This is a genomic window from Ruegeria sp. BG5 (assembly GCF_056538425.1).
Map to the genome: position 1 here is coordinate 189,429 of NZ_JBQFTC010000004.1, position 19,311 is coordinate 208,739.

The following is a 19,311-nucleotide window of genomic DNA, read 5'->3' on the forward strand; positions in this document are numbered from 1 at the left end:
GCTTAGGACGCAGGCAGGATCACCTTGTCGATGACGTGGATCACGCCGTTGCTTGTCTCGATATCGGCCTGAACAACGTTGGCGTCATTGACCATCACGCCCGAGTCCAGATCGATGGTGATGTCACCACCCTGAACGGTTGCAGCGGTCATGTCGTCGGACAGATCGCCCGACATCACTTTGCCCGGCACGACGTGGTAGGTCAGGACCGCCACAAGCTGGTCTTTGTTTTCCGGCTTCAGCAGGTCAGCGACCGTGCCTTCGGGCAGCGCTGCAAAGGCTTCATCGGTCGGGGCAAACACGGTGAACGGGCCCTCGCCCTTCAGCGTATCCACCAACTCGGCAGCCTGAACAGCTGCAACAAGGGTTTCAAAGCTTCCGGCGGCGACGGCGGTGTCGACAATGTCTTTGCCGTGGCCATCGGCCATGGCCGAGGTGCTCAGAAGGATCGAAGCAACACTGACGGCGGCGAATTTGCGAAACATAACGTAGTCTCCCTGGTTTGGGATGCTCTCAGCAGCATCAACCGGGATACGCCGGGCGCATGGAACAGATCACATGAAACGCGCAAAGAATTGGCTTGAAAACTGGCGAAGCCGGGCTAAGCCTGAGCCAATTCAGATTTCCACTCAAAAATATGTGATTTTGTTTGGGTCAAAGACCTTCGAATTCGCAAAGGATGTGCACATCCATGCCCATCTCTTCCAGAACCTTGCGGCCGCCAAGCTCGGGCAGGTCGATGATGAAAGCGCAAGAGACGATTTCGCCACCCAGACGTTCGATCAGCTTGATCCCGGCCGCCGCAGTGCCGCCTGTCGCCAGCAGGTCGTCGACCACCAGGATTTTCTCGCCGGGCAGGATGGCGTCATCGTGGATCTCGACAATCGCCTCGCCGTATTCCAATTTGTAATCCTGACTGATGGTGGTGCCGGGCAGTTTGCCCTTTTTGCGGATCGGCACAAACCCGACGCTAAGCTGGTGCGCGATGGCGCCGCCCAGAATGAACCCGCGCGCTTCCAGCCCCACAACCTTGTCGATCCGTTCACCCGCGTAGGGGTGCAGCATCTGATCGATGGCCATGCGAAACCCGCGGGGATCGGCAAACAGGGTTGTCACATCGCGGAACATGATCCCTTCATGGGGGAAATCGACGATGGTCCGGATGTAATCTTTGACCGTCTTGTTTCTGGACATGAGGCAACCCTTTGGCGTCAAAACACGCCGGGCTGTTTGGCCCATCGGGGTCAGTCATGCAAGAAAAGAATACCGCCTGCGCCTATTTGCGGCGGTCCGGGGACGCCTTCGGCAAACCGTAATATCGGTACAGTGCTGCGGGCAACCACGACAAGTGTGGTTTGCGCCAGTTGCGCTGATCTCGCAAAAGAAATGCCTGAGCAGTATGAAGGTTCATTGCCATAATCCTATTTTTGTTGTTATGTGCCCGATATCTACAACCTCTATGCCATGTATATACATTGCATCGCAAAGAGATTCAAGGTTCAGACGGGAAAAAGACGCGTGGCAAAGAAAGACGGTAAGGGTTCCACCAAGAAAAACAGTCAGTTGGTCTTGCGTCTGGACAAAGATGAACGCGATGCTTTTGTTGAATTGTGCAAAGAGCTCGACACCTCGGCAGCGCGCGAAATCCGCCGCTTTATTCGCGGTTTCATGAAGGAAAACGCCGAGGAATAGGTCAGGCGGGACGGCGCAGTACCGCGGTTGCGATCCCCATTCCGATCAGCGCGATCCCTCCGGCGCGTGTCAGGGCGGTAATCACGCCCGCGCGTCCGATCATCACGCGCAACCGGTCGGCCAACAGCGCATAGGCCAGCGCATTCAGCGCGGCAAGGCCGACGAATGTGCCGATCAGGATAACGAATTGCGGACCCAGAGGCTCGGCGGGGCGCAGGAACTGGGGCACAAAGGCAATGAAGAACGCAATGGATTTGGGGTTCAGCGCGGTCACTGCGGCAGCGTGACCAAAGACGCCTCGGGCGGTTACATCGCGCCCGGTCTCTACCGGGGTCAATCCGCCAGACGGTGCGCTGCGCAGCAGCTTTAGCCCTAACCAGACCAGATAGACCGCTCCGACCCATTTCAGGACGGTGAATAACGTCGCCGAGGCCAGAACCAGCGCGCCCAGCCCCAAAAGCGAGGCCGTCATGGCAATCAGATCACCCAGCGCAACCCCGGTGGCCGAGGCCACGGCGACGCTGCGCCCCTTGGACAGCGCGTAGCTGAGGACCAGCAACACTGTTGGTCCGGGGATCAGCAGCAGCGCAGTTGATGCGGCGACAAAGGCCAGCCAGAGTTCGAAAGACATGGTTCACCCGGTATTGTGCAATCCGCAGCAAGCCCATTTGGCGCGCTGGGGTCAAGAGTTTTGCTGTGAGCGCCACAACATTAACCCTAGATTAAGCTTGGCGTATGTTTCTTGAATCTGGCAAACCGGCCCCCAGACTAAGGGCATCACTGCATTCGGCGGAGTCATCGATGAACCAAACTCAAAAAGTAGGGCAGGGCACCGCGCCAAGCGATGCGCCCGGTACGCGTCGCGTGATCCGGTTGTTTGTCACCTTGTTTGCTTTGGTCGCCGTTCTGTATCTGGCCGCTGTCGGATACATGTACGTCAATCAACGCAACTTGCTGTTCAAACCGATGGGGGATTTGCCAGAACCCGGCGCAATCGGGTTGGCGGATGTGGACGTCATCTCAATCCCCATGTCGGATGGAACCGAACTGACCGCATGGTCCGCACCGCCAGCCAGCGAAGATGCGCCAACCGTGTTGTTCTTCCACGGTCAGGGCGGCAATCTGGGCGACCGGGCTGCGCGCCTTCGGGAAATCCTCAACAGCGGCTACGGGCTGCTTGCGCCCAGCTATCGCGGCTATCCCGGCAGTGCAGGTGAGCCGTCCGAGGTGGCATTTGTGTCGGATGGGCTGGAACTGTTCGACTGGCTGAACGATCAGGACACACCCGTCGTTTTGCATGGCCAAAGCCTGGGCACGGGAGTTGCGGCTGCCGTTGCGGCGCAGCGTCCAGCGGCCGAGTTGCTCGTGCTTGAAGCCCCATTTACCGCAACCGTTGACGTGGCGGGTGAGCGTTACCCGTGGCTGCCGGTCAAAGCGTTGATGAAGGACCATTTCGCCACCCGTGACATCATCGCGGATATCGAGGTCCCAACGCTGATCTTCCACGGCTCGGCGGATACGGTTGTTCCTGCCCATCACGGACAGGCTTTGGCGTCACTGGCCGAGGATACGGCCAGCCTGTATCTGATCATCGGTGGAACACATGATGATTTGTGGTCGCACGGGCTGTGGCAGGTGGTCCAGGACACGCTACCCCAGCCCTGAACGCATCAAAGCACTCGCCCGGCCACCGCGTCCAGCTTGGACAACAAGACCAGATCGCGCTTTTCGGGGGCTGTAAGGATCGCATATTCCAATGCCCGGTCACATCCGTGCGGGCAGGGCACGCGCACCGCCCCCAACAAGGATGGCAATCCTTTGACCAACGCCTGTCCCTTTTCGGCATTGCCGGTCAGGGTTGCGATAATGGCGGTGACATCAACCTCGCCATGGTCCGGGTGCCAGCTGTCATAATCGGTGACCATCGCGATGGAGGCATAGCAAAGCTCGGCCTCGCGGGCGAGTTTCGCCTCGGGCATGTTGGTCATTCCGATGACATCACAGCCCCATTGCTCGCGATACATCTTGGATTCGGCCAGCGACGAGAATTGTGGCCCCTCCATCGCCAGATAGGTTCCGCCGCGATGGATGTTGATACCTGCAGCCTTACCGGCGGTCTCACACGCATCGCTCAGCCGTGGGCATGTGGGGTGGGCAACGCTGACATGCGCAACGCAGCCAGTACCAAAGAAGCTTTTCTCGCGCGCAAACGTCCGGTCGATGAACTGATCGACGATCACAAAATCGCCCGGAGCCATATGCTCGCGAAACGATCCACAGGCCGAGACCGAGATCACGTCCGTCACGCCAAGACGTTTCAGCGCATCGATATTGGCGCGATAGGGGACTTCGGTTGGCGAATGCACATGACCACGCCCGTGGCGCGGCAGGAAAGCCATCTCGACCCCATCCAACGACCCGGTCAGGATCTGATCCGACGGTGCGCCCCACGGCGTCTCGACCGTGACCCATTGCGCGTTTTGCAGGCCATCGATGTCATAAATACCCGATCCTCCGATCACGGCGATTTTTGTTTGGGTCACGTTCGGCCTCCGTACTGAATTTCTGATACCCGAGTTCTGCGACCCGGCGATCAAATTGGCAAGTGCGGTCAACTGTTTGTGTCTTGTGCACGTGTCCTAAGGGTGAAGTCATGCAAGAAATGCATAGCGGGTTCCCACTTATGTGGTATCTCAGCCCGGGCTTAACCGGTAGAAGGCCCCCTTCGCGCGAACATAACGACCCACAGGACCGTCTCATGCCCCGAGCCATGCTGGCAAGCTTTGCCAACCGTATAGCCAAACCCGATCTGCGTTGGGTTCCGGACGAGGGGCTGACCGTCTCGCGCCTGCGGATCGAGCTGTTGTCGGGTCTGACCGTGGCACTGGCGCTGGTGCCCGAAGCGGTGGCGTTTGCCTTTGTTGCGGGTGTGCACCCGCTGGTCGGCCTGTACGCGGCGTTCTTGGTCGGTCTGATCACGGCTCTGATCGGTGGTCGCCCGGGCATGATTTCGGGCGCAACGGGTGCCTTGGCCGTTGTAATGGTGGCGCTGGTGGCGCAGCACGGGGTGGAATACCTGTTCGCGACCGTGGTTTTGATGGGTATTTTGCAGGTCATCGCCGGTGCCATGCATTGGGGCCGGTTCATTCGCCTTGTGCCGCACCCGGTGATGCTGGGCTTTGTGAACGGTCTGGCCATCGTGATCTTTCTGGCACAGATGGGCCAGTTCAAAGTGCCCGGCTCGATGGAAAACACCGGCCATGGGATGAGCGGGGGCGAGTGGCTCTCGGGCGCGCAGCTGTATACCATGCTGGGCCTTGTGGCGCTGACAATGGCGGTGATCTGGGTGATGCCACGGATCACGCGCATCATTCCTGCGCCACTGGCCGGTATTCTGGTGGTTGCGGCGCTGGTGATCGGCTTTGGTCTGGACGTGCCGCGCGTCGGCGATCTGGCCTCGATCGAAGGCGGGCTGCCTGCTTTCCACATCCCGATGGTGCCGCTGAACTGGGAAACGTTTGAGATCATCCTGCCCTATGCCGTCATTCTGGCCGCCATCGGCCTGATCGAATCCCTGCTGACGCTGAACCTTGTGGGTGAAATCACCGGCAAACGCGGTGGTGCCTCGCAAGAATGTATCGCCCAGGGCGCGTCGAACATTGTAACCGGATTTTTCGGCGGCATGGGTGGTTGCGCGATGATCGGTCAGTCGATGATCAACGTGAAATCCGGTGGCCGAACCCGGATCGCGGGCATCGCGGCCGCCCTGTTCCTGCTGATCTTCATCGTTTTTGCCTCGAAGCTGATCGAGCAAATCCCGCTGGCCGCGCTGGTGGGCGTGATGTTCATGGTGGTAATCGGCACTTTCGCCTGGAACTCGTTCAAGATCATGCGCAAGGTCCCTGCCATGGACGCCTTTGTGATCGTACTGGTGACTGTCGTGACGGTGATGGAGGACCTTGCGGTTGCCGTCGTCGTCGGTGTGATCGTCTCGGCGCTTGCTTATGCCTGGAACAATGCCAAGCGTATCCATGCGATCACGCGCGACTCCGAAACCGAAAAAGGCGCAAAGGTCTACGAAATCCAGGGCCCGCTGTTTTTTGGCTCGTCAGACGGCTTTGTTGAGTTGTTCGACGTGCCCAACGATCCCGACACGGTGATTGTGGACTTTGCTGAAAGCCGGGTCGTCGATCAGTCCGCCCTGCAGGCCATCGAGAACATTGCCGGTAAATATGAGGCCGCAGGCAAGCGCGTGATGCTGCGCCATCTTAGCCATGACTGCCACAAACTGCTGAACAAGGCGGGCCATCTGATGGTGGACAGTGACGATGACCCGGATTACGGCCTCGCCGTCGACTACTCTGTCCGCACCGGCATTCTGGGTGGTCACTGAGGCTTTGTGCGAGGCTCTGCCTCGCGCTCCGGGATATTTAGGGCCAGATGAATGAAGGATCCCTTGCTTCATCTGGCTGAAAATATCCCGGGGGAGGCGCGCGCAGCGCGGCGGGGGCAGAGCCCCCCAACCCCGTCAATCGTCGGGGCGGTTCAGTGAGAATAACTCGTTGACTACGGAATAATCCCGATACCCAAGCCGTGCCAGCGGTTTGAACGAGGTCACGTCGAATTTCCCGTCGCGGATGTGGTCGTCGTCGAGGTGGACGCCTGTGACCTCGCCGAATACGACCCTGTTGGCTTCACCCGGCAGGGTGACGATCTTGGTCAGTTTGCATTCCAGCGCTGCCGGCGCGCCTGCGACCCGGGCGCATGGGATGGTTTCGCACTCGACAGGTGTCAAACCGGCATGTGCAAACTCGTCGGTCTCTTTTGACAAACCCGCTGAACTTGCGTTCATTGCGTCCTGATGGGCATGGGCGACGACGTTTACGCAAAAAACCTGTGTGGCTTCGATATTCGCAATGCTGTCTTTGCCGCCGTTCTGATCATGCTTGGTGCCGGTGGTTGCAAACATCACCTGTGGCGGCGTGTAGGCGACCCCGTTGAAGAACGAATAAGGGGCCAGATTGTTGATCCCATCCGCATCGCGGGATGAGATCCAGCCGATCGGGCGGGGCGTGATGATGGCATTGAACGGGTTATGCGGCAGGCCGTGGCCGTCTTCGGGGCGATAGAACATCTGATCTCCAAGCGTTTGCCCAAGGCGTAGCGAAGTGCTAGGGCGATTGCCAGCTAGGAAAAGAGGGCAGGCGTGCAGCAATTCGGGATCAGGCCGGAAGAGCCGGACGATTGGTGGGAGGTCGAGGCCCTCTATGACCTGTGCTTTGCGCCGGGGCGCGAGGCGCTGTCGTCCTATCGTCTGCGCGACGATGTCCCTCCGGTCTCGGGCCTGTCTTTGGTGGCTCGGGACGGGCAGGGCATTCTGGCGGGCGCTATTCGGTTCTGGCCGGTCCATGTGGGCACGGATGACGCTTTGTTGCTGGGGCCGGTTGCGGTGCATCCCACGCATCAGGGTGAAGGGTTGGGCGGATACCTGATCCATGCCGGGATCGACGCCGGGCGGACCAAGGGTTGGAAACGGGTCATGCTGGTGGGCGACGCGCCCTATTACGCAAGGTTTGGCTTTGCCCGGTTGAGTGGAGTGGAAATGCCCCCTCCGACAAACCCGGATCGTGTTTTGGGAGTGGAATTGGACTCTCAAGCGTGGGCAGGTGTGCGCGGCCCCGTTACACGCTGGATGCGCTGAGCTATTGAAACCGCGCCCGTCAGCCCCGATGTTTCCAAGACAGGAGGGCACAGATGCAGGACGTGGTTCTTGTCGAATACGTAGATGCCGAGGCCGTGCTGGACCGGCTGGCGGAGCATTACAAATCTGCTGGCGGGGCCGGGGTAAAACTGCTGAACGCGCTGGGCGGGTCGGCGGAGTCTCTGCTTGATCAATTGCCCGAACCGGTGCGTCATGGCCTGACCGGAGCGACGGAACGGGCGCTGTGGTTGGCGATTCATGCGGCTCAGGGTTCTCGTCGCGCAATTCCGGATCAGAAACCCTGGGTCAATACCGCTGTGACAACCGCAATGGGGGCGGCGGGCGGAATGGGCGGTCTGTCCACCGCCTTGATGGAACTGCCTGCAACGACAGCGATGCTACTGCGCTCAATTCAAGGGGCGGCGGCGCGGGAAGGCTTTGATCCGGCTGAGGAAAACGTCAAGTTCGATTGCGTTCGGGTTCTGTCGGCGGCTGGACCGCTGTCCTACGATGACGGGGCAGATCTTGGGTTCTTTTCCGTTCGTTTGACACTGACGGGCCCGGCGATGCAGCGCTTGATTGCTGCTGTGGCACCTCGGCTGTCGATTGTCTTGGGGCAAAAGCTGGCGGCGCAGTCTGTACCGGTGCTGGGCGCCTTGGCCGGAGGCGGCACCAATTACGTCTATACACGCTACTACCAGCAGATCGCCCATGTGCATTTCGGCCTGCGCCGATTGGCCATTGACGCCGATATTCCACATGTCGAACTGGTGCGGAAACTGTCGGCCAGAATGTAGGCCAATCCGCCTGTTCCTTGGCTTGAGCCTCATTATGTGGTATCCAGACAGGTAAGGGCCGCAAAATAGGATAAAAACCGGCGGTCTGGCAGACAGGCATGACCCTCATGGCGAAAGGGATTGGCGGCGATGAATGCCCGGCTTTCATCCGATCTGTTGCACGGCGCTGGAAATCTTCCGGTTTTGCCGCAAGTTGCCGCCTTGTGCTATCGGATTGAAAAGGGGCGGCCCGAAGTTCTTTTGATAACGACGCGTCAGACCCGTCGGTGGATCATTCCAAAAGGGTGGCTGATGCCTGGGCTGTCAGCGGCCGAGGCTGCCGCACAGGAAGCCTGGGAAGAGGCAGGCGTGATCGGGCGGTGCAGCCCACAGCAGCTGGGGCATTTTCCCTTTGTCAAACTGCGCGCCAAGAAGGGGCCGGCACTTTGCATGGTGGATGTCTTTCCGCTTTTTGTAAAATCCGTTGCCCAGAAGTTTCCTGAGAAAGGGCAGCGCAGGCGAGAGTGGTTCTCGCCCAAAAAAGCGGCCGCAAAGGTTGCGTCACCTGAACTTGCCGCGATTTTGCGCGACTTTAAGCCTCGGCTGCATTGAAGGGCGGCCAGAGGGGCTTGATATTGCCTTGTCGGTCGGTATCTATTCGGCAATCGATTTTTGGACGGACCATGATTCAATACGCATTGAAATGCCGTGAAGGCCACACTTTCGAAAGTTGGTTTCAGTCAGCGGAAGCGTATGACAAGCTTGCGGCGGCGGGGCTTGTGACATGTGCCGTTTGTGGCAGCGCGCGGGTGGAAAAGGCGATCATGACACCGCGCGTTCGTCCTGCACGCAGCGCCGCGAAACAGCCAGAGGCTCCGGCGCCGGCGCAGAACGATGTCAGCGTGGCAACCCCCGCGCCCGATGTCCAAAAAGTTCTGGCCGAGTTGCGGCGCAAGGTCGAGGAAAACTCGGATTACGTAGGCAAGGATTTTGCCAGCGAGGCGCGGAAAATCCATCTTGGCGAAGCGCCGGATCGGGCGATCTATGGTGAGGCCAAACCGGATGAGGCGAAGGCCCTGATCGAAGATGGTGTACCAGTTGCGCCGCTTCCTTTTGTTCCCAGCAGAAAGACCAACTGAGACATGCATATCCTGATTACCGGGGCCAATCGCGGTATCGGAAAAGCGCTGGCAGATCAGTATCGTAACGACGGCCATCAGGTGACGGGGACGGCGCGGGACGACAGTGCCGAAATGCGTCTGGACGTGTCTGACCCCGCGCACCACAGCGCCATGGCGGACCGTTTGCAGGGACAGCCGGTGGATCTGCTGATCTGCAATGCAGGGGTCTATCTGGACAAGGGGCAGGGCATTGATGGCTACCCGGCCGAGATGTGGGCGCAGAGCTTTGCGACAAATGTGACCGGTGTATTTCTGACCGTTCAGGCGCTGTTGCCGAACCTGCGTGCGGCGCGGGGTCGGATTGCGATCATTTCATCTCAGATGGCGTCACACACACGTGCGCCGGGCGGTAGCTATATCTACCGGTCTTCCAAAGCCGCTGTGCTGAACCTGGGCCGGAACCTGGCCACCGATCTGCGCTCGGACGGTATTGCGGTTGGAATTTATCACCCCGGCTGGGTCAAGACGGATATGGGCGGATCGGCCGCAGACATCCATTTGGATCAGGCCGTATCCGGCCTGATTGACCGTTTCGACAGCTTGTCGCTGGATACATCGGGGTGTTTTGAAACCTATGACGGGCAGGCGCACGCCTACTGAGTGTTCAGGGCCGCCTTGGGCAGTTCGTAAACCTCACCGGGTTCGATGAAGATCACCAGCAAATCGCCGCGGGTCTCATAGGTGAGTTTCGAGGTTGAGCTGCTGGAATCGGGAATGCCATCGGTGAAATAGATGTTGCGCACCTCGCCATTGCCCAGACCAACGGCAAGTGTTGCGCTGCCATCGTCGCGCCGGCGCAGTTCGGCATTGCAGGTTTTCAGCGGATCTCCGGCGTTTGCGGCGCATGGGATTGTGCCCAATGCGTTCTGACCATCGGTTCCAGCCAGGCTTGTAACCTGAGCCGTGGCGGCAGAGGACAAAAGGGCGAAGGCAGCGGCAAGACGGAGCATGAATAACCTCTTGGAATGATTGCGATGCGCAGGCTGACACCACGCCTGCCCATTGTAAAGCGGCCCTGCGTCGCAGGCAAAGCCTGTTTGCGCCCTTGCCCTTGTTCCCCCCCTCGCATATGAGGCACGGAACCATAAGTCCAAGGCGCGGAGACACCTGCCCCCATGCCCGTACTCGTAATGAAATTCGGTGGCACTTCGGTTGCCAACCTTGACCGCATCCGCCGCGCTGCAAAGCGCGTGGGCGTCGAAGTGGCCAAGGGATACGACGTGATCGTCATCGTCTCGGCCATGTCCGGCAAGACCAATGAGCTTGTGGGTTGGGTCAACGAAACCTCGCCCCTGTTTGACGCGCGCGAATATGATGCCGTGGTGTCCTCGGGCGAGAATGTGACCGCCGGTCTTATGGCGTTGACCCTGCAGGAAATGGACATTCCGGCGCGCAGTTGGCAGGGCTGGCAGGTGCCGCTGCTGACCAACGGGGCGCATTCCGCCGCCCGGATCGAGGAAATTCCGACCGATAACCTGAACCAGAAGTTTGGTGAGGGCATGAAGGTTGCCGTTGTGGCCGGGTTCCAGGGCATCAGCCCGGAAGGCCGTATCACAACGCTGGGTCGCGGTGGGTCGGACACGACCGCTGTGGCCTTCGCCGCCGCGTTTGATGCCGAGCGCTGCGATATCTACACGGATGTGGACGGCGTCTACACGACCGACCCGCGCATCTGCGAAAAGGCGCGCAAGCTGGACCGGATCTCGTTCGAAGAAATGCTGGAACTTGCCTCGCTGGGCGCAAAGGTGCTGCAAACCCGCTCGGTCGAGCTGGCGATGCGCTATAAGGTGAAATTACGCGTTCTCTCAAGCTTTGAGGAACAATCCGACGAGGCCGGTACGCTGGTCTGCGACGAGGAGGATATCATGGAATCCAATGTTGTGGCCGGTGTGGCCTATTCCCGCGACGAAGCCAAGATGACCGTCGTTTCCGTGGCCGACCGCCCCGGTATCGCCTCGATCATCTTCACTGCACTCAGCGATGAGGGCGTGAATGTGGACATGATCGTGCAGAACATCTCGGACGAGGGGCGCACGGACATGACCTTCTCATGCCCGACCGATCAGGTGGCGCGCGCCGAAAAGGCGCTGCTGGCGATCAAGGAAAAGGGCGAGCTGAACTATGCCGAACTGGTTGCGGATAACGATGTCTGCAAGGTCTCGGTCGTGGGAATCGGCATGCGCTCGCAATCGGGTGTGGCGGCCAAGATGTTCAAGGTGCTCTCGGATGAGGGGATCAACATCAAGGTTATTACAACCTCTGAGATAAAAATTTCCGTGCTGGTCGACAGGAAATACATGGAACTTGCGGTTCAGGCACTGCATGATGCCTTTGAACTGGACAAGGCGGCCTAAGCTGATCGGCCAAAGGTTTCGCCTGACACGCTAATTTGGGTGGGCCATGGCGGACGGCACCGAAACAGAATCCCGCAAGCTGCTGGGGCGGCTGCGCGAAGAAATGGCGAGCGAGGCCGCTGGTCAGGAACGTCTTGACCGGATCACGCAACTGATTGCGGACAGCATTCAGCGCGAGGTGTGCTCGATCTATCTGTTCCGGGATGAGGAAACCCTTGAGCTTTGCGCAACCGAAGGTCTGTCGCCCGAGGCGGTTCACAAGACCCGTATGCGGCTGGGCGAAGGTCTGGTGGGGCGCGTCGCCAAATCCGGAAAAGTGGTGAATACGGCCGATGCGCCGTCGGCCAAAGGTTTCCGTTTCATGCCCGAAACCGGCGAGGAGCGGTATTCCTCGTTTGTGGGTGTCCCGGTGCAGCGGCTTGGTCAGAAGCTGGGCGTGCTGGTCGTGCAATCCCGCGAGGCGCGCGAGTTTTCATCCGACGAAGTATATGCGCTGGAAGTTGTCGCCATGGTGCTGGCCGAAATGGCCGAACTTGGCGCCTTTGTCGGCGAGGGCGCGGCCCTGTCGCCGTTGCACCAGCAATCTGTTCTGCTGCGGGGCGGACCGGCGCAGGAAGGGGCGGCAGAAGGCCATGTCTGGCTGCACGAACCCCGCGTGGTGGTCACCAACCCGATTGCCGACGATCCGCATCGCGAGCGTGAGCGTCTGGTCGAAGCGGTCGAAGAACTGCGTGTCGGCGTCGACAAGATGCTCGAGATTTCTCAGGGCGGCGACTCGGATCAGTTGAAGGTGCTGGAAGCCTATCGGATGTTCGCGAACTCCAAGGGCTGGATGCGCCGGATGGAAGAGGACATCGCGCTTGGCCTCAGCGCCGAGGCGGCGGTGGAAAAGGAACAATCGCAGGCCCGTGCCCGTATGGGTCAGGTGACCGACCCGTATCTGCGGGAACGGCTGGCCGATCTGGATGACCTCAGCAACCGGTTGCTGCGCATTCTGACAGGGCAGGGCAAAACCGACAGTTCCGACCTGCCGCCCGATCCGATTCTGGTGGCGCGCAATATCGGCCCTGGTGATCTGTTGGAATATGGTCGCTCGCTGAAAGGTATCGTGCTTGAAGAAGGATCTGTCGGCAGTCACGCGACCATTGTGGCGCGGGCCTTGGCGATCCCGTTGGTCGTGCATGTAGGTCGGATCACGACCGAGGCTTTGAACGGAGATCATGTCCTTGTCGATGGCGATCAGGGCGTGGTGCATCTGCGCCCCGAGGACACTGTGGTCAGCGCCTTCCGCGACAAGATCGCGATGCAGGCCAAGGCGCAGGAACGCTATGCTTCGATCCGGGAAACGCCGACCGTCACGCAAGATGGCGCGCGGATAAATCTGGTCATGAACGCGGGACTGATGGCGGACCTGCCGTCGCTGGACAATTCGGGCGCAGAAGGCGTGGGACTGTTTCGGACCGAGTTGCAGTTTCTGGTCCGCAACCAGATGCCCAAACGGTCGGAACTGGTGACGCAATACAAGCGCGTGCTGGATGCGGCGGGCGACAAGCGTGTGGTGTTCCGCACGCTCGACATCGGCTCGGACAAGGTACTGCCTTACATGAAGCACGTGGCCGAGCCGAACCCGGCGCTGGGCTGGCGCGCGATCCGCGTAGGGCTGGACAAGCGCGGCGTGATGCGGATGCAGTTGCAGGCGCTGATCCGGGCTGCAAACGGGCGGCCGCTGACGATCATGTTCCCCTTTGTCGCGCAGGCCGATGAATTCCGCGAGGCCCGGTGGGAGGTCAACAAGACCATAGAACGGGAAAAGCGTCTGGGTCACGTGCTGCCCGAAACGCTGGAAGTGGGCGCGATGCTGGAAACGCCCTCGCTGGGGTTCGCGCCGCAGAAATTCTTTGACGAGGTCGATTTCATCTCGATCGGCGGCAATGATCTGAAGCAGTTTTTCTTTGCAGCGGACCGCGAAAACGAACTGGTCCGCCGCCGCTATGACACGCTGAATGTCAGCTTCCTGAGCTTTATCGAGCGTATCGTCGAACGCTGCGATATCTCGGACACGCCGCTCAGCTTCTGTGGTGAGGATGCCGGGCGTCCGGTCGAGGCGCTGTGTCTTGCGGCCATGGGGATTCGGACCTTGTCGATGCGTCCAGCTTCGATCGGGCCGGTCAAAACCCTTCTTCTGCGCTCGAACCTGCAGGATGTGCGCAAGATCATTGCGGATGCGCGCCACAGGGGTGAGCAATCCGTAAGGCCATCGGTGATGGAGTGGCTGCGCAACCAGCCATAGGTGGAAAACCTGTCGCATTCCGCAAATCCAAGCTTGATTTTTCTGCGCGGCCTTTCTATTGACGCCCTAAATGTTAGCGATAACAGTTTCGCGTTTTGGGCGCTTCGTGCCGAAAAAGCCGGTCGTGCTAAGCTGACGACAGAGAATTCGAAAGGAACCTTGCCATGGTGTCTCGCGTAATTCCGGTGGATCCGTTCGACCTGGTGCTGTTTGGTGCGACAGGCGACCTGGCGCAGCGGAAGATCATTCCGGGCCTCTATCATCGGTTCCAGGTGGGCCAGATGCCGGAAGACGCCAGGATCATCGGCACAGCGCGGTCAGATATGGACAGCGCCGCGTTCCGGGATCAGGTGCGCAAATCGATGGACGAATTCGCGCCCGGCTTTGACAAGGCCACGCTGGACCGCTTTCTTGAGCGGGTCGAATATGTCCCCGTGGACGCTCTGGGCGCGGCGGGCTGGGATGATCTAAAGTCCGCTTTGCGCGAGGATGTGGTCCGCGCGTTCTATCTGTCGGTGGGGCCAAGCCTGTTTTCGGGGATCGCAAAGCGCCTTCAGGATCAGGGCCTTGCGACACCCGACAGCCGTATCGTGGTGGAAAAGCCGTTTGGTCATGACCTGGCCTCGGCCAAGGCGCTGAACGAAGGTCTGCGCGCCTGTTTCGAGGAGCATCAGATTTACCGCATCGACCATTATCTGGGTAAGGAAACGGTGCAGAACCTGATGGCGCTGCGCTTTGCCAATTCGCTGTTCGAGCCGCTCTGGAACTCGACCCATATTGATCATGTGCAGATCACCGTGGCCGAAACTGTGGGGGTCGAAGGGCGCGGCGCGTATTACGACCAGTCCGGCGCCATGCGGGACATGATCCAGAACCACCTTGTGCAGCTTTTGTGTCTGACCGCGATGGAACCCCCCTCGAAGTTTTCGCCAAACTCGGTGCGCGACGAAAAGGTCAAGGTGATCGAGGCGTTGGAGCCGGTTGATGCCAAAGACATCGCACGCGGCCAGTACCGTGCGGATAAGGGCGAGGGCGGATATGTCGACCACGTCGGCGATCCGGCCAGCCGCACCGAAAGTTTCATCGCGCTCAAGGTCCATCTGGGCAACTGGCGCTGGGCCGGGGTACCGTTTTACCTGCGCACGGGCAAACGGCTGCGGGCGCGCGAATCCGAGATTGCGGTGTTCTTCCGCGACCCGCCCCATACGATTTTCCCCAATGTCGGCCCTTTACGCGGCAATGTACTGGTGATCCGCCTGCAACCGGATGAAGGCATCACCCTGCGTACCACGATCAAAGACCCGGGTCCGGGCGGCTTCCGCCTGTCCGACGTCTCGCTGGATATGAGCTTTGCCGACGCGCTGGGCGACGATGCCAGCGCCCCGGACGCCTACGAGCGCTTGATTATGGACGTCATCCGTGGCGACCAGACCTTGTTCATGCGGGGGGACGAGGCCGAGGCCGCCTGGGCCTGGGTCGATCCCATCATTCAGGGGTGGGAACAACGCGGCGACCGCCCGTCACGCTATGATCAGGGCAGTTCGGGGCCGGAAGAAGCACTGATGCTGATGCATCGCGATGGACGCCGCTGGCGTCAGATCGGAGGTTAGGAATGGTTCACACCGTCATCAAGGACGTCACCCAGCGGATCATCGACCGCAGCGCCGACCTGCGTGGCCCGCATCTGGAACGGATGGAGCAGGCCAAATCCAAGGGGCCCGCGCGGGGTCATCTGTCCTGCAGCGGTCAGGCCCATGCCTATGCGGGGGCGGGCACAGACCAGCAGGCTATGGCCACAGGTACGGCGGGCAATCTGGGTATCGTGACCGCCTATAACGACATGCTGTCGGCTCACCAGCCGTTTGAACGTTACCCCGAGCTGATCCGTCAGGCCATTCGCGCCGCAGGCGGAACCGCTCAGGTCGCAGGCGGTGTGCCCGCCATGTGCGATGGCGTCACCCAAGGCGAGGCGGGGATGGAACTGTCCCTGTTCTCGCGCGACGTGATCGCTTTGGCGACCGGAGTGTCGCTCAGCCACAACACCTATGATGCGGCTGTATTCCTTGGTGTCTGTGACAAAATCGTCCCCGGTCTTGTGATCGGCGCACAAGCGTTTGGTCATTTGCCCGCGGTGTTCCTGCCTGCCGGTCCGATGACCAGTGGCTTGCCGAATGATGAAAAGGCCAAGGTTCGCCAGAAATTCGCTGCAGGAGAGGTTGGTCGCGAAGAACTCATGGCCGCTGAAATGGCCGCCTATCACGGCCCCGGCACCTGCACCTTTTACGGCACTGCCAACACCAACCAGATGCTGATGGAGTTCATGGGCCTGCACCTGCCGGGCTCCAGCTTCATCAATCCAAACACGCCGCTGCGCGATGCCCTGACCGAAGAGGGCGCGCGCCGTGCGCTGTCGCTTAGCGCTTTGGGCAATCACTATACGCCAGTGTGCCAGATCCTGGATGAACGCGCCTTTGTGAACGGGATCGTGGGTCTTATGGCTACCGGTGGATCCACGAACCTGCTGATCCACCTGATCGCTATGGCCCGCGCGGGTGGTATCGTGCTGGACTGGCAGGATTTCTCGGACGTCTCCGCCGTGGTCCCCTTGGTTGCGCGGGTTTACCCCAACGGTCTGGCCGACGTGAACCACTTCCACGCCGCCGGAGGGTTGGGCTACACCATCGGCACCTTGCTCGAGGATGGCCTGCTGCATCCCGACACACTGACAGTCGCTGGGCAGGGCCTGCACAACTACACCAAAGAACCCAAGCTGATCGGCGGAGAATTGACGTGGCAAGACGGCACGGGCCACAGCCTGAACGAAAAGATCGTCCGTTCAGCCAAGGACCCGTTCCAACCCACCGGAGGCCTGTCGCGCCTGACCGGTAATCTGGGCACCGGGGTCATGAAAGTGTCTGCCGTCGCGCCTGAACATCAGGTGGTCGAAGCCCCGGTCCGCGTGTTCCACGATCAGGACGAAGTCAAAGCCGCCTTCAAAGCCGGTGAGTTCACCGATGACGTCATTGTTGTCGTGCGTTTCCAGGGGCCGAAAGCCAATGGCATGCCCGAGCTGCACTCGCTGACCCCGATTCTGTCGATACTGCAGGGGCGCGGGCAGAAGGTTGCGCTGGTCACAGATGGCCGCATGTCCGGCGCATCCGGCAAGGTTCCGGCGGCAATCCATGTCTCGCCCGAGGCGCTGGATGGCGGTGCAATCGCATATCTGCAGGATGGCGATCTGGTGCGGGTCGATGCGGTGAAAGGTGAGCTGGAAATCCTCACCGATGGGGTTCTGGACCGGGTGCCTGCGAAGGCCGATCTCTCGGCCAATCAATTTGGTGTCGGGCGCGATCTGTTCGGCACATTCCGCGCCAATGTCGGGTCCGCCGACACCGGTGCCAGCATTTTCGGAGTGTAAGCCATGTCCAAAACCCAACGCACGCGCGAGATTTGCTCCCTGGCCCCGATTGTTCCGGTTCTGGTCGTGGACGATGCCGCCACAGCGCGCCCGCTGGCCGAAGCACTTGTCGCTGGCGGCCTTCCGGCGCTTGAGGTCACATTGCGCACTCCGGCGGCTCTGGACGCAATCCGGGCCATGGCCGACGTGCCGGGCGGTGTCGTTGGGGCCGGAACACTGGTCACGCCCGACGATGTCCGCGCCGCGAAAGAAGCGGGCGCGCAATTCGGTGTTTCACCCGGCGCGACCGACGCTTTGATTGCTGCCTGTGAGGCAGAAGGCCTGCCCCTGCTGCCCGGCGCGGCCACTGCCAGTGAGGCGATGGCGCTGCTGGAACAGGGCTATGACATGCTGAAATTCTTCCCTGCCGAAGCCTCGGGCGGCGCGCCCGCATTGAAAGCGATCGGAGCACCTCTGCCCCAGATCAAATTCTGCCCCACAGGCGGAGTTTCCCCGGCAAATGCGCGCGATTACCTCTCCCTGTCCAACGTGGTCTGCGCCGGTGGCAGCTGGGTCGCGCCGAAACAGATGGTGCAGGATGGCGACTGGGCAGGCATTGAAACTCTTGCGCGCGAGGCGTCCCGCCTGACGGATTGACGCCGCCCAAAGCAACGCTAGGGTAAGGATCAATTCATACAGGTTGATCCCATGACAAACCAAATCTCCCTTGCGCAGGGGCGCGGGTATCTGGCGATTCCGGGTCCGTCCGTCATACCCGACGCGGTTCTGCAGGCGATGCACCGACCGTCGCCCAATATCTACGAAGGCGCGCTGATCGAGATGATGCCCGCGTTGACCCGCGACCTGCGTCGCGTGGCCCGCACGGATCACAATGTCGCCATCTACATCTCCAACGGCCACGGCACGTGGGAGGCGGCGCTGTCCAACGTGATCGCACCGGGTGAAACGGTGCTGGCCCCGGCTTCGGGCCGGTTCACCCATGGCTGGGCCGAGATGGCCGATGGGATCGGCGCCAAGGTCCAACTGCTGGATTTCGGCACCGCGTCGCCGTGGGATTTCGACCAGATATCCGAGGCCCTGCGCGCGGATACCGCCCACCAGATCAAAGCGGTGCTTGCGGTGCATGTCGATACCTCAAGTTCGGTCCGCAACGATATTCCAACCCTTCGCGCGCTGCTGGACAATCTGGATCATCCGGCGCTTCTGATGGCCGATTGCATCGCCTCGCTGGGCTGCGACCGGTTCGAGATGGATGCCTGGGGCGTCGATGTCATGGTGACCGCCTGCCAAAAGGGGCTGATGACCCCGGCAGGCGTTGGTTTTGTCTTCTTCAACGACAAGGCACAGGCGAAACGTGCAACCATGCCCCGCGTCTCGCAATATTGGGACTGGGTGCCGCGCGCCAATCCCGATCTGTTCTACCAGTATTTCAACGGCACCGCGCCCACCCACCACTTATATGGTTTGCGCGCCGCGCTGGACATGATCCATGCGGAAGGGATCGAGCATGTCTGGGCCCGCCACGAACGTCTGGCACAAGCCGTTTGGGCCGCCTGCGAGATCTGGTCCCAGGGCGATGCCCTGCACATCAACATCGCCGACCGCCAGCACCGCAGCCACGCGGTGACCGCGCTACGCCTGACCGATGGACGCGGAACATCACTTCGCAGATACACCGAGACCCAATTGGGCCTGACACTGGGGATCGGGCTTGGAATGGCGGATGAAGACGGCTGTTTCCGCCTTGGCCATATGGGCCATGTAAACGGGCAGATGATCATGGGGATGCTGGGTGGCGTCGAATCCGGCCTTGCTGCGCTGAACATTCCCCGCGGCTCAGGCGCGCTCGATGCTGCAGCTGCCGTTCTTGCGGGGTAACCCCTCAACAGGATCCGCTGC

Annotated in this window: 20 protein-coding genes; 14 read left to right on the forward strand and 6 right to left on the reverse strand. The window is 60.5% G+C overall.

Translation table 11 applies throughout. From position 1 onward, the window contains the following. Positions 1 to 2: 2 nt before the first annotated feature. Entirely contained in the window at positions 3 to 485 is a 483-nt protein-coding gene (locus tag ACR0KX_RS14395) for a fasciclin domain-containing protein (RefSeq protein WP_170454213.1), read from the reverse strand. 169 nt (positions 486 to 654) lie between these two features. After that, complete coding sequence (locus ACR0KX_RS14400; RefSeq protein WP_170454211.1) at positions 655 to 1,194, reverse strand: adenine phosphoribosyltransferase; 540 nt, start codon at positions 1,192 to 1,194, stop codon at positions 655 to 657. Between the two features lie 243 nt (positions 1,195 to 1,437). On the opposite strand from ACR0KX_RS14400, the gene ACR0KX_RS14405 reads away from it, so the two are divergent. Then, positions 1,438 to 1,692: a hypothetical protein gene (locus ACR0KX_RS14405; protein ID WP_170454045.1), complete on the forward strand. Its 255-nt coding sequence runs from the start codon at positions 1,438 to 1,440 to the stop codon at positions 1,690 to 1,692. A 1-nt stretch (position 1,693) separates the two neighbouring features. Here the strand turns inward: ACR0KX_RS14405 and ACR0KX_RS14410 are convergent, their stop codons facing one another. Beyond that, positions 1,694 to 2,323 carry a LysE family translocator gene (locus ACR0KX_RS14410; RefSeq protein ID WP_170623723.1) on the reverse strand — a complete coding sequence of 210 codons (630 nt, stop codon included), beginning with the start codon at positions 2,321 to 2,323 and terminating at the stop codon, positions 1,694 to 1,696. A 170-nt stretch (positions 2,324 to 2,493) separates the two neighbouring features. Between ACR0KX_RS14410 and ACR0KX_RS14415 the strand changes: the two genes are divergently transcribed. Then, positions 2,494 to 3,357, forward strand: a complete 864-nt coding sequence (locus ACR0KX_RS14415) for an alpha/beta hydrolase (RefSeq protein ID WP_170623721.1) — start codon at positions 2,494 to 2,496, stop codon at positions 3,355 to 3,357. 5 nt (positions 3,358 to 3,362) lie between these two features. On the opposite strand, the gene ACR0KX_RS14420 is transcribed toward ACR0KX_RS14415, so the two are convergent. Beyond that, complete coding sequence (locus ACR0KX_RS14420; RefSeq protein ID WP_170454205.1) at positions 3,363 to 4,235, reverse strand: S-methyl-5'-thioadenosine phosphorylase; 873 nt, start codon at positions 4,233 to 4,235, stop codon at positions 3,363 to 3,365. Positions 4,236 to 4,450: 215 nt separating this feature from the next. On the opposite strand from ACR0KX_RS14420, the gene ACR0KX_RS14425 reads away from it, so the two are divergent. Then, positions 4,451 to 6,085: a SulP family inorganic anion transporter gene (locus tag ACR0KX_RS14425; protein ID WP_170623719.1), complete on the forward strand. Its 1,635-nt coding sequence runs from the start codon at positions 4,451 to 4,453 to the stop codon at positions 6,083 to 6,085. Positions 6,086 to 6,220: 135 nt separating this feature from the next. On the opposite strand, the gene ACR0KX_RS14430 is transcribed toward ACR0KX_RS14425, so the two are convergent. Further along, entirely contained in the window at positions 6,221 to 6,826 is a 606-nt protein-coding gene (locus ACR0KX_RS14430) for a flavin reductase family protein (protein WP_170623717.1), read from the reverse strand. Positions 6,827 to 6,898: 72 nt separating this feature from the next. Here ACR0KX_RS14430 and ACR0KX_RS14435 point away from each other — a divergent pair, with 72 nt between their 5' ends. The 5 genes from ACR0KX_RS14435 (at position 6,899) to ACR0KX_RS14455 (ending at position 9,950) form a co-directional block, all read left to right on the forward strand. Continuing rightward, positions 6,899 to 7,393, forward strand: a complete 495-nt coding sequence (locus tag ACR0KX_RS14435) for a GNAT family N-acetyltransferase (RefSeq protein ID WP_170623715.1) — start codon at positions 6,899 to 6,901, stop codon at positions 7,391 to 7,393. Between the two features lie 53 nt (positions 7,394 to 7,446). Continuing rightward, the gene (locus tag ACR0KX_RS14440; RefSeq protein ID WP_170623713.1) at positions 7,447 to 8,190 is read left to right on the forward strand and encodes an EcsC family protein; all 744 of its coding nucleotides are present in this window, start codon (positions 7,447 to 7,449) and stop codon (positions 8,188 to 8,190) included. 129 nt (positions 8,191 to 8,319) lie between these two features. After that, a complete protein-coding gene (locus ACR0KX_RS14445) occupies positions 8,320 to 8,781 on the forward strand; it encodes an NUDIX hydrolase (RefSeq protein WP_170623711.1) in 462 nt (153 codons plus the stop codon). Between the two features lie 71 nt (positions 8,782 to 8,852). After that, positions 8,853 to 9,308 carry a DUF1178 family protein gene (locus ACR0KX_RS14450; protein ID WP_170623709.1) on the forward strand — a complete coding sequence of 152 codons (456 nt, stop codon included), beginning with the start codon at positions 8,853 to 8,855 and terminating at the stop codon, positions 9,306 to 9,308. 3 nt (positions 9,309 to 9,311) lie between these two features. After that, positions 9,312 to 9,950 (forward strand): SDR family NAD(P)-dependent oxidoreductase, encoded by a 639-nt coding sequence (locus ACR0KX_RS14455; RefSeq protein WP_170623707.1) that lies wholly within the window; start codon positions 9,312 to 9,314, stop codon positions 9,948 to 9,950. Here the strand turns inward: ACR0KX_RS14455 and ACR0KX_RS14460 are convergent. Continuing rightward, on the reverse strand, positions 9,944 to 10,300 hold the full coding sequence (locus tag ACR0KX_RS14460; RefSeq protein ID WP_170454191.1) for a hypothetical protein: 357 nt from the start codon (positions 10,298 to 10,300) through the stop codon (positions 9,944 to 9,946). The genes ACR0KX_RS14455 and ACR0KX_RS14460 overlap by 7 nt on opposite strands. Positions 10,301 to 10,465: 165 nt before the next feature. On the opposite strand from ACR0KX_RS14460, the gene ACR0KX_RS14465 reads away from it, so the two are divergent. From ACR0KX_RS14465 to ACR0KX_RS14490, 6 genes are all read left to right on the forward strand, one after another. Then, a complete protein-coding gene (locus tag ACR0KX_RS14465) occupies positions 10,466 to 11,704 on the forward strand; it encodes an aspartate kinase (protein ID WP_170454189.1) in 1,239 nt (412 codons plus the stop codon). A gap of 46 nt (positions 11,705 to 11,750) precedes the next feature. Next, positions 11,751 to 13,994 (forward strand): phosphoenolpyruvate--protein phosphotransferase, encoded by a 2,244-nt coding sequence (ptsP, locus tag ACR0KX_RS14470; RefSeq protein ID WP_170454187.1) that lies wholly within the window; start codon positions 11,751 to 11,753, stop codon positions 13,992 to 13,994. A 164-nt stretch (positions 13,995 to 14,158) separates the two neighbouring features. Beyond that, positions 14,159 to 15,604: a glucose-6-phosphate dehydrogenase gene (zwf, locus tag ACR0KX_RS14475; protein WP_170454185.1), complete on the forward strand. Its 1,446-nt coding sequence runs from the start codon at positions 14,159 to 14,161 to the stop codon at positions 15,602 to 15,604. A gap of 2 nt (positions 15,605 to 15,606) precedes the next feature. Further along, positions 15,607 to 17,412 (forward strand): phosphogluconate dehydratase, encoded by a 1,806-nt coding sequence (gene edd, locus ACR0KX_RS14480; RefSeq protein ID WP_170454183.1) that lies wholly within the window; start codon positions 15,607 to 15,609, stop codon positions 17,410 to 17,412. Between the two features lie 3 nt (positions 17,413 to 17,415). Beyond that, positions 17,416 to 18,048: a bifunctional 4-hydroxy-2-oxoglutarate aldolase/2-dehydro-3-deoxy-phosphogluconate aldolase gene (locus tag ACR0KX_RS14485; protein WP_170623704.1), complete on the forward strand. Its 633-nt coding sequence runs from the start codon at positions 17,416 to 17,418 to the stop codon at positions 18,046 to 18,048. A gap of 51 nt (positions 18,049 to 18,099) precedes the next feature. Further along, positions 18,100 to 19,290 carry an aminotransferase class V-fold PLP-dependent enzyme gene (locus ACR0KX_RS14490; RefSeq protein ID WP_170454180.1) on the forward strand — a complete coding sequence of 397 codons (1,191 nt, stop codon included), beginning with the start codon at positions 18,100 to 18,102 and terminating at the stop codon, positions 19,288 to 19,290. The last annotated feature ends 21 nt before the right edge of the window (positions 19,291 to 19,311 follow it).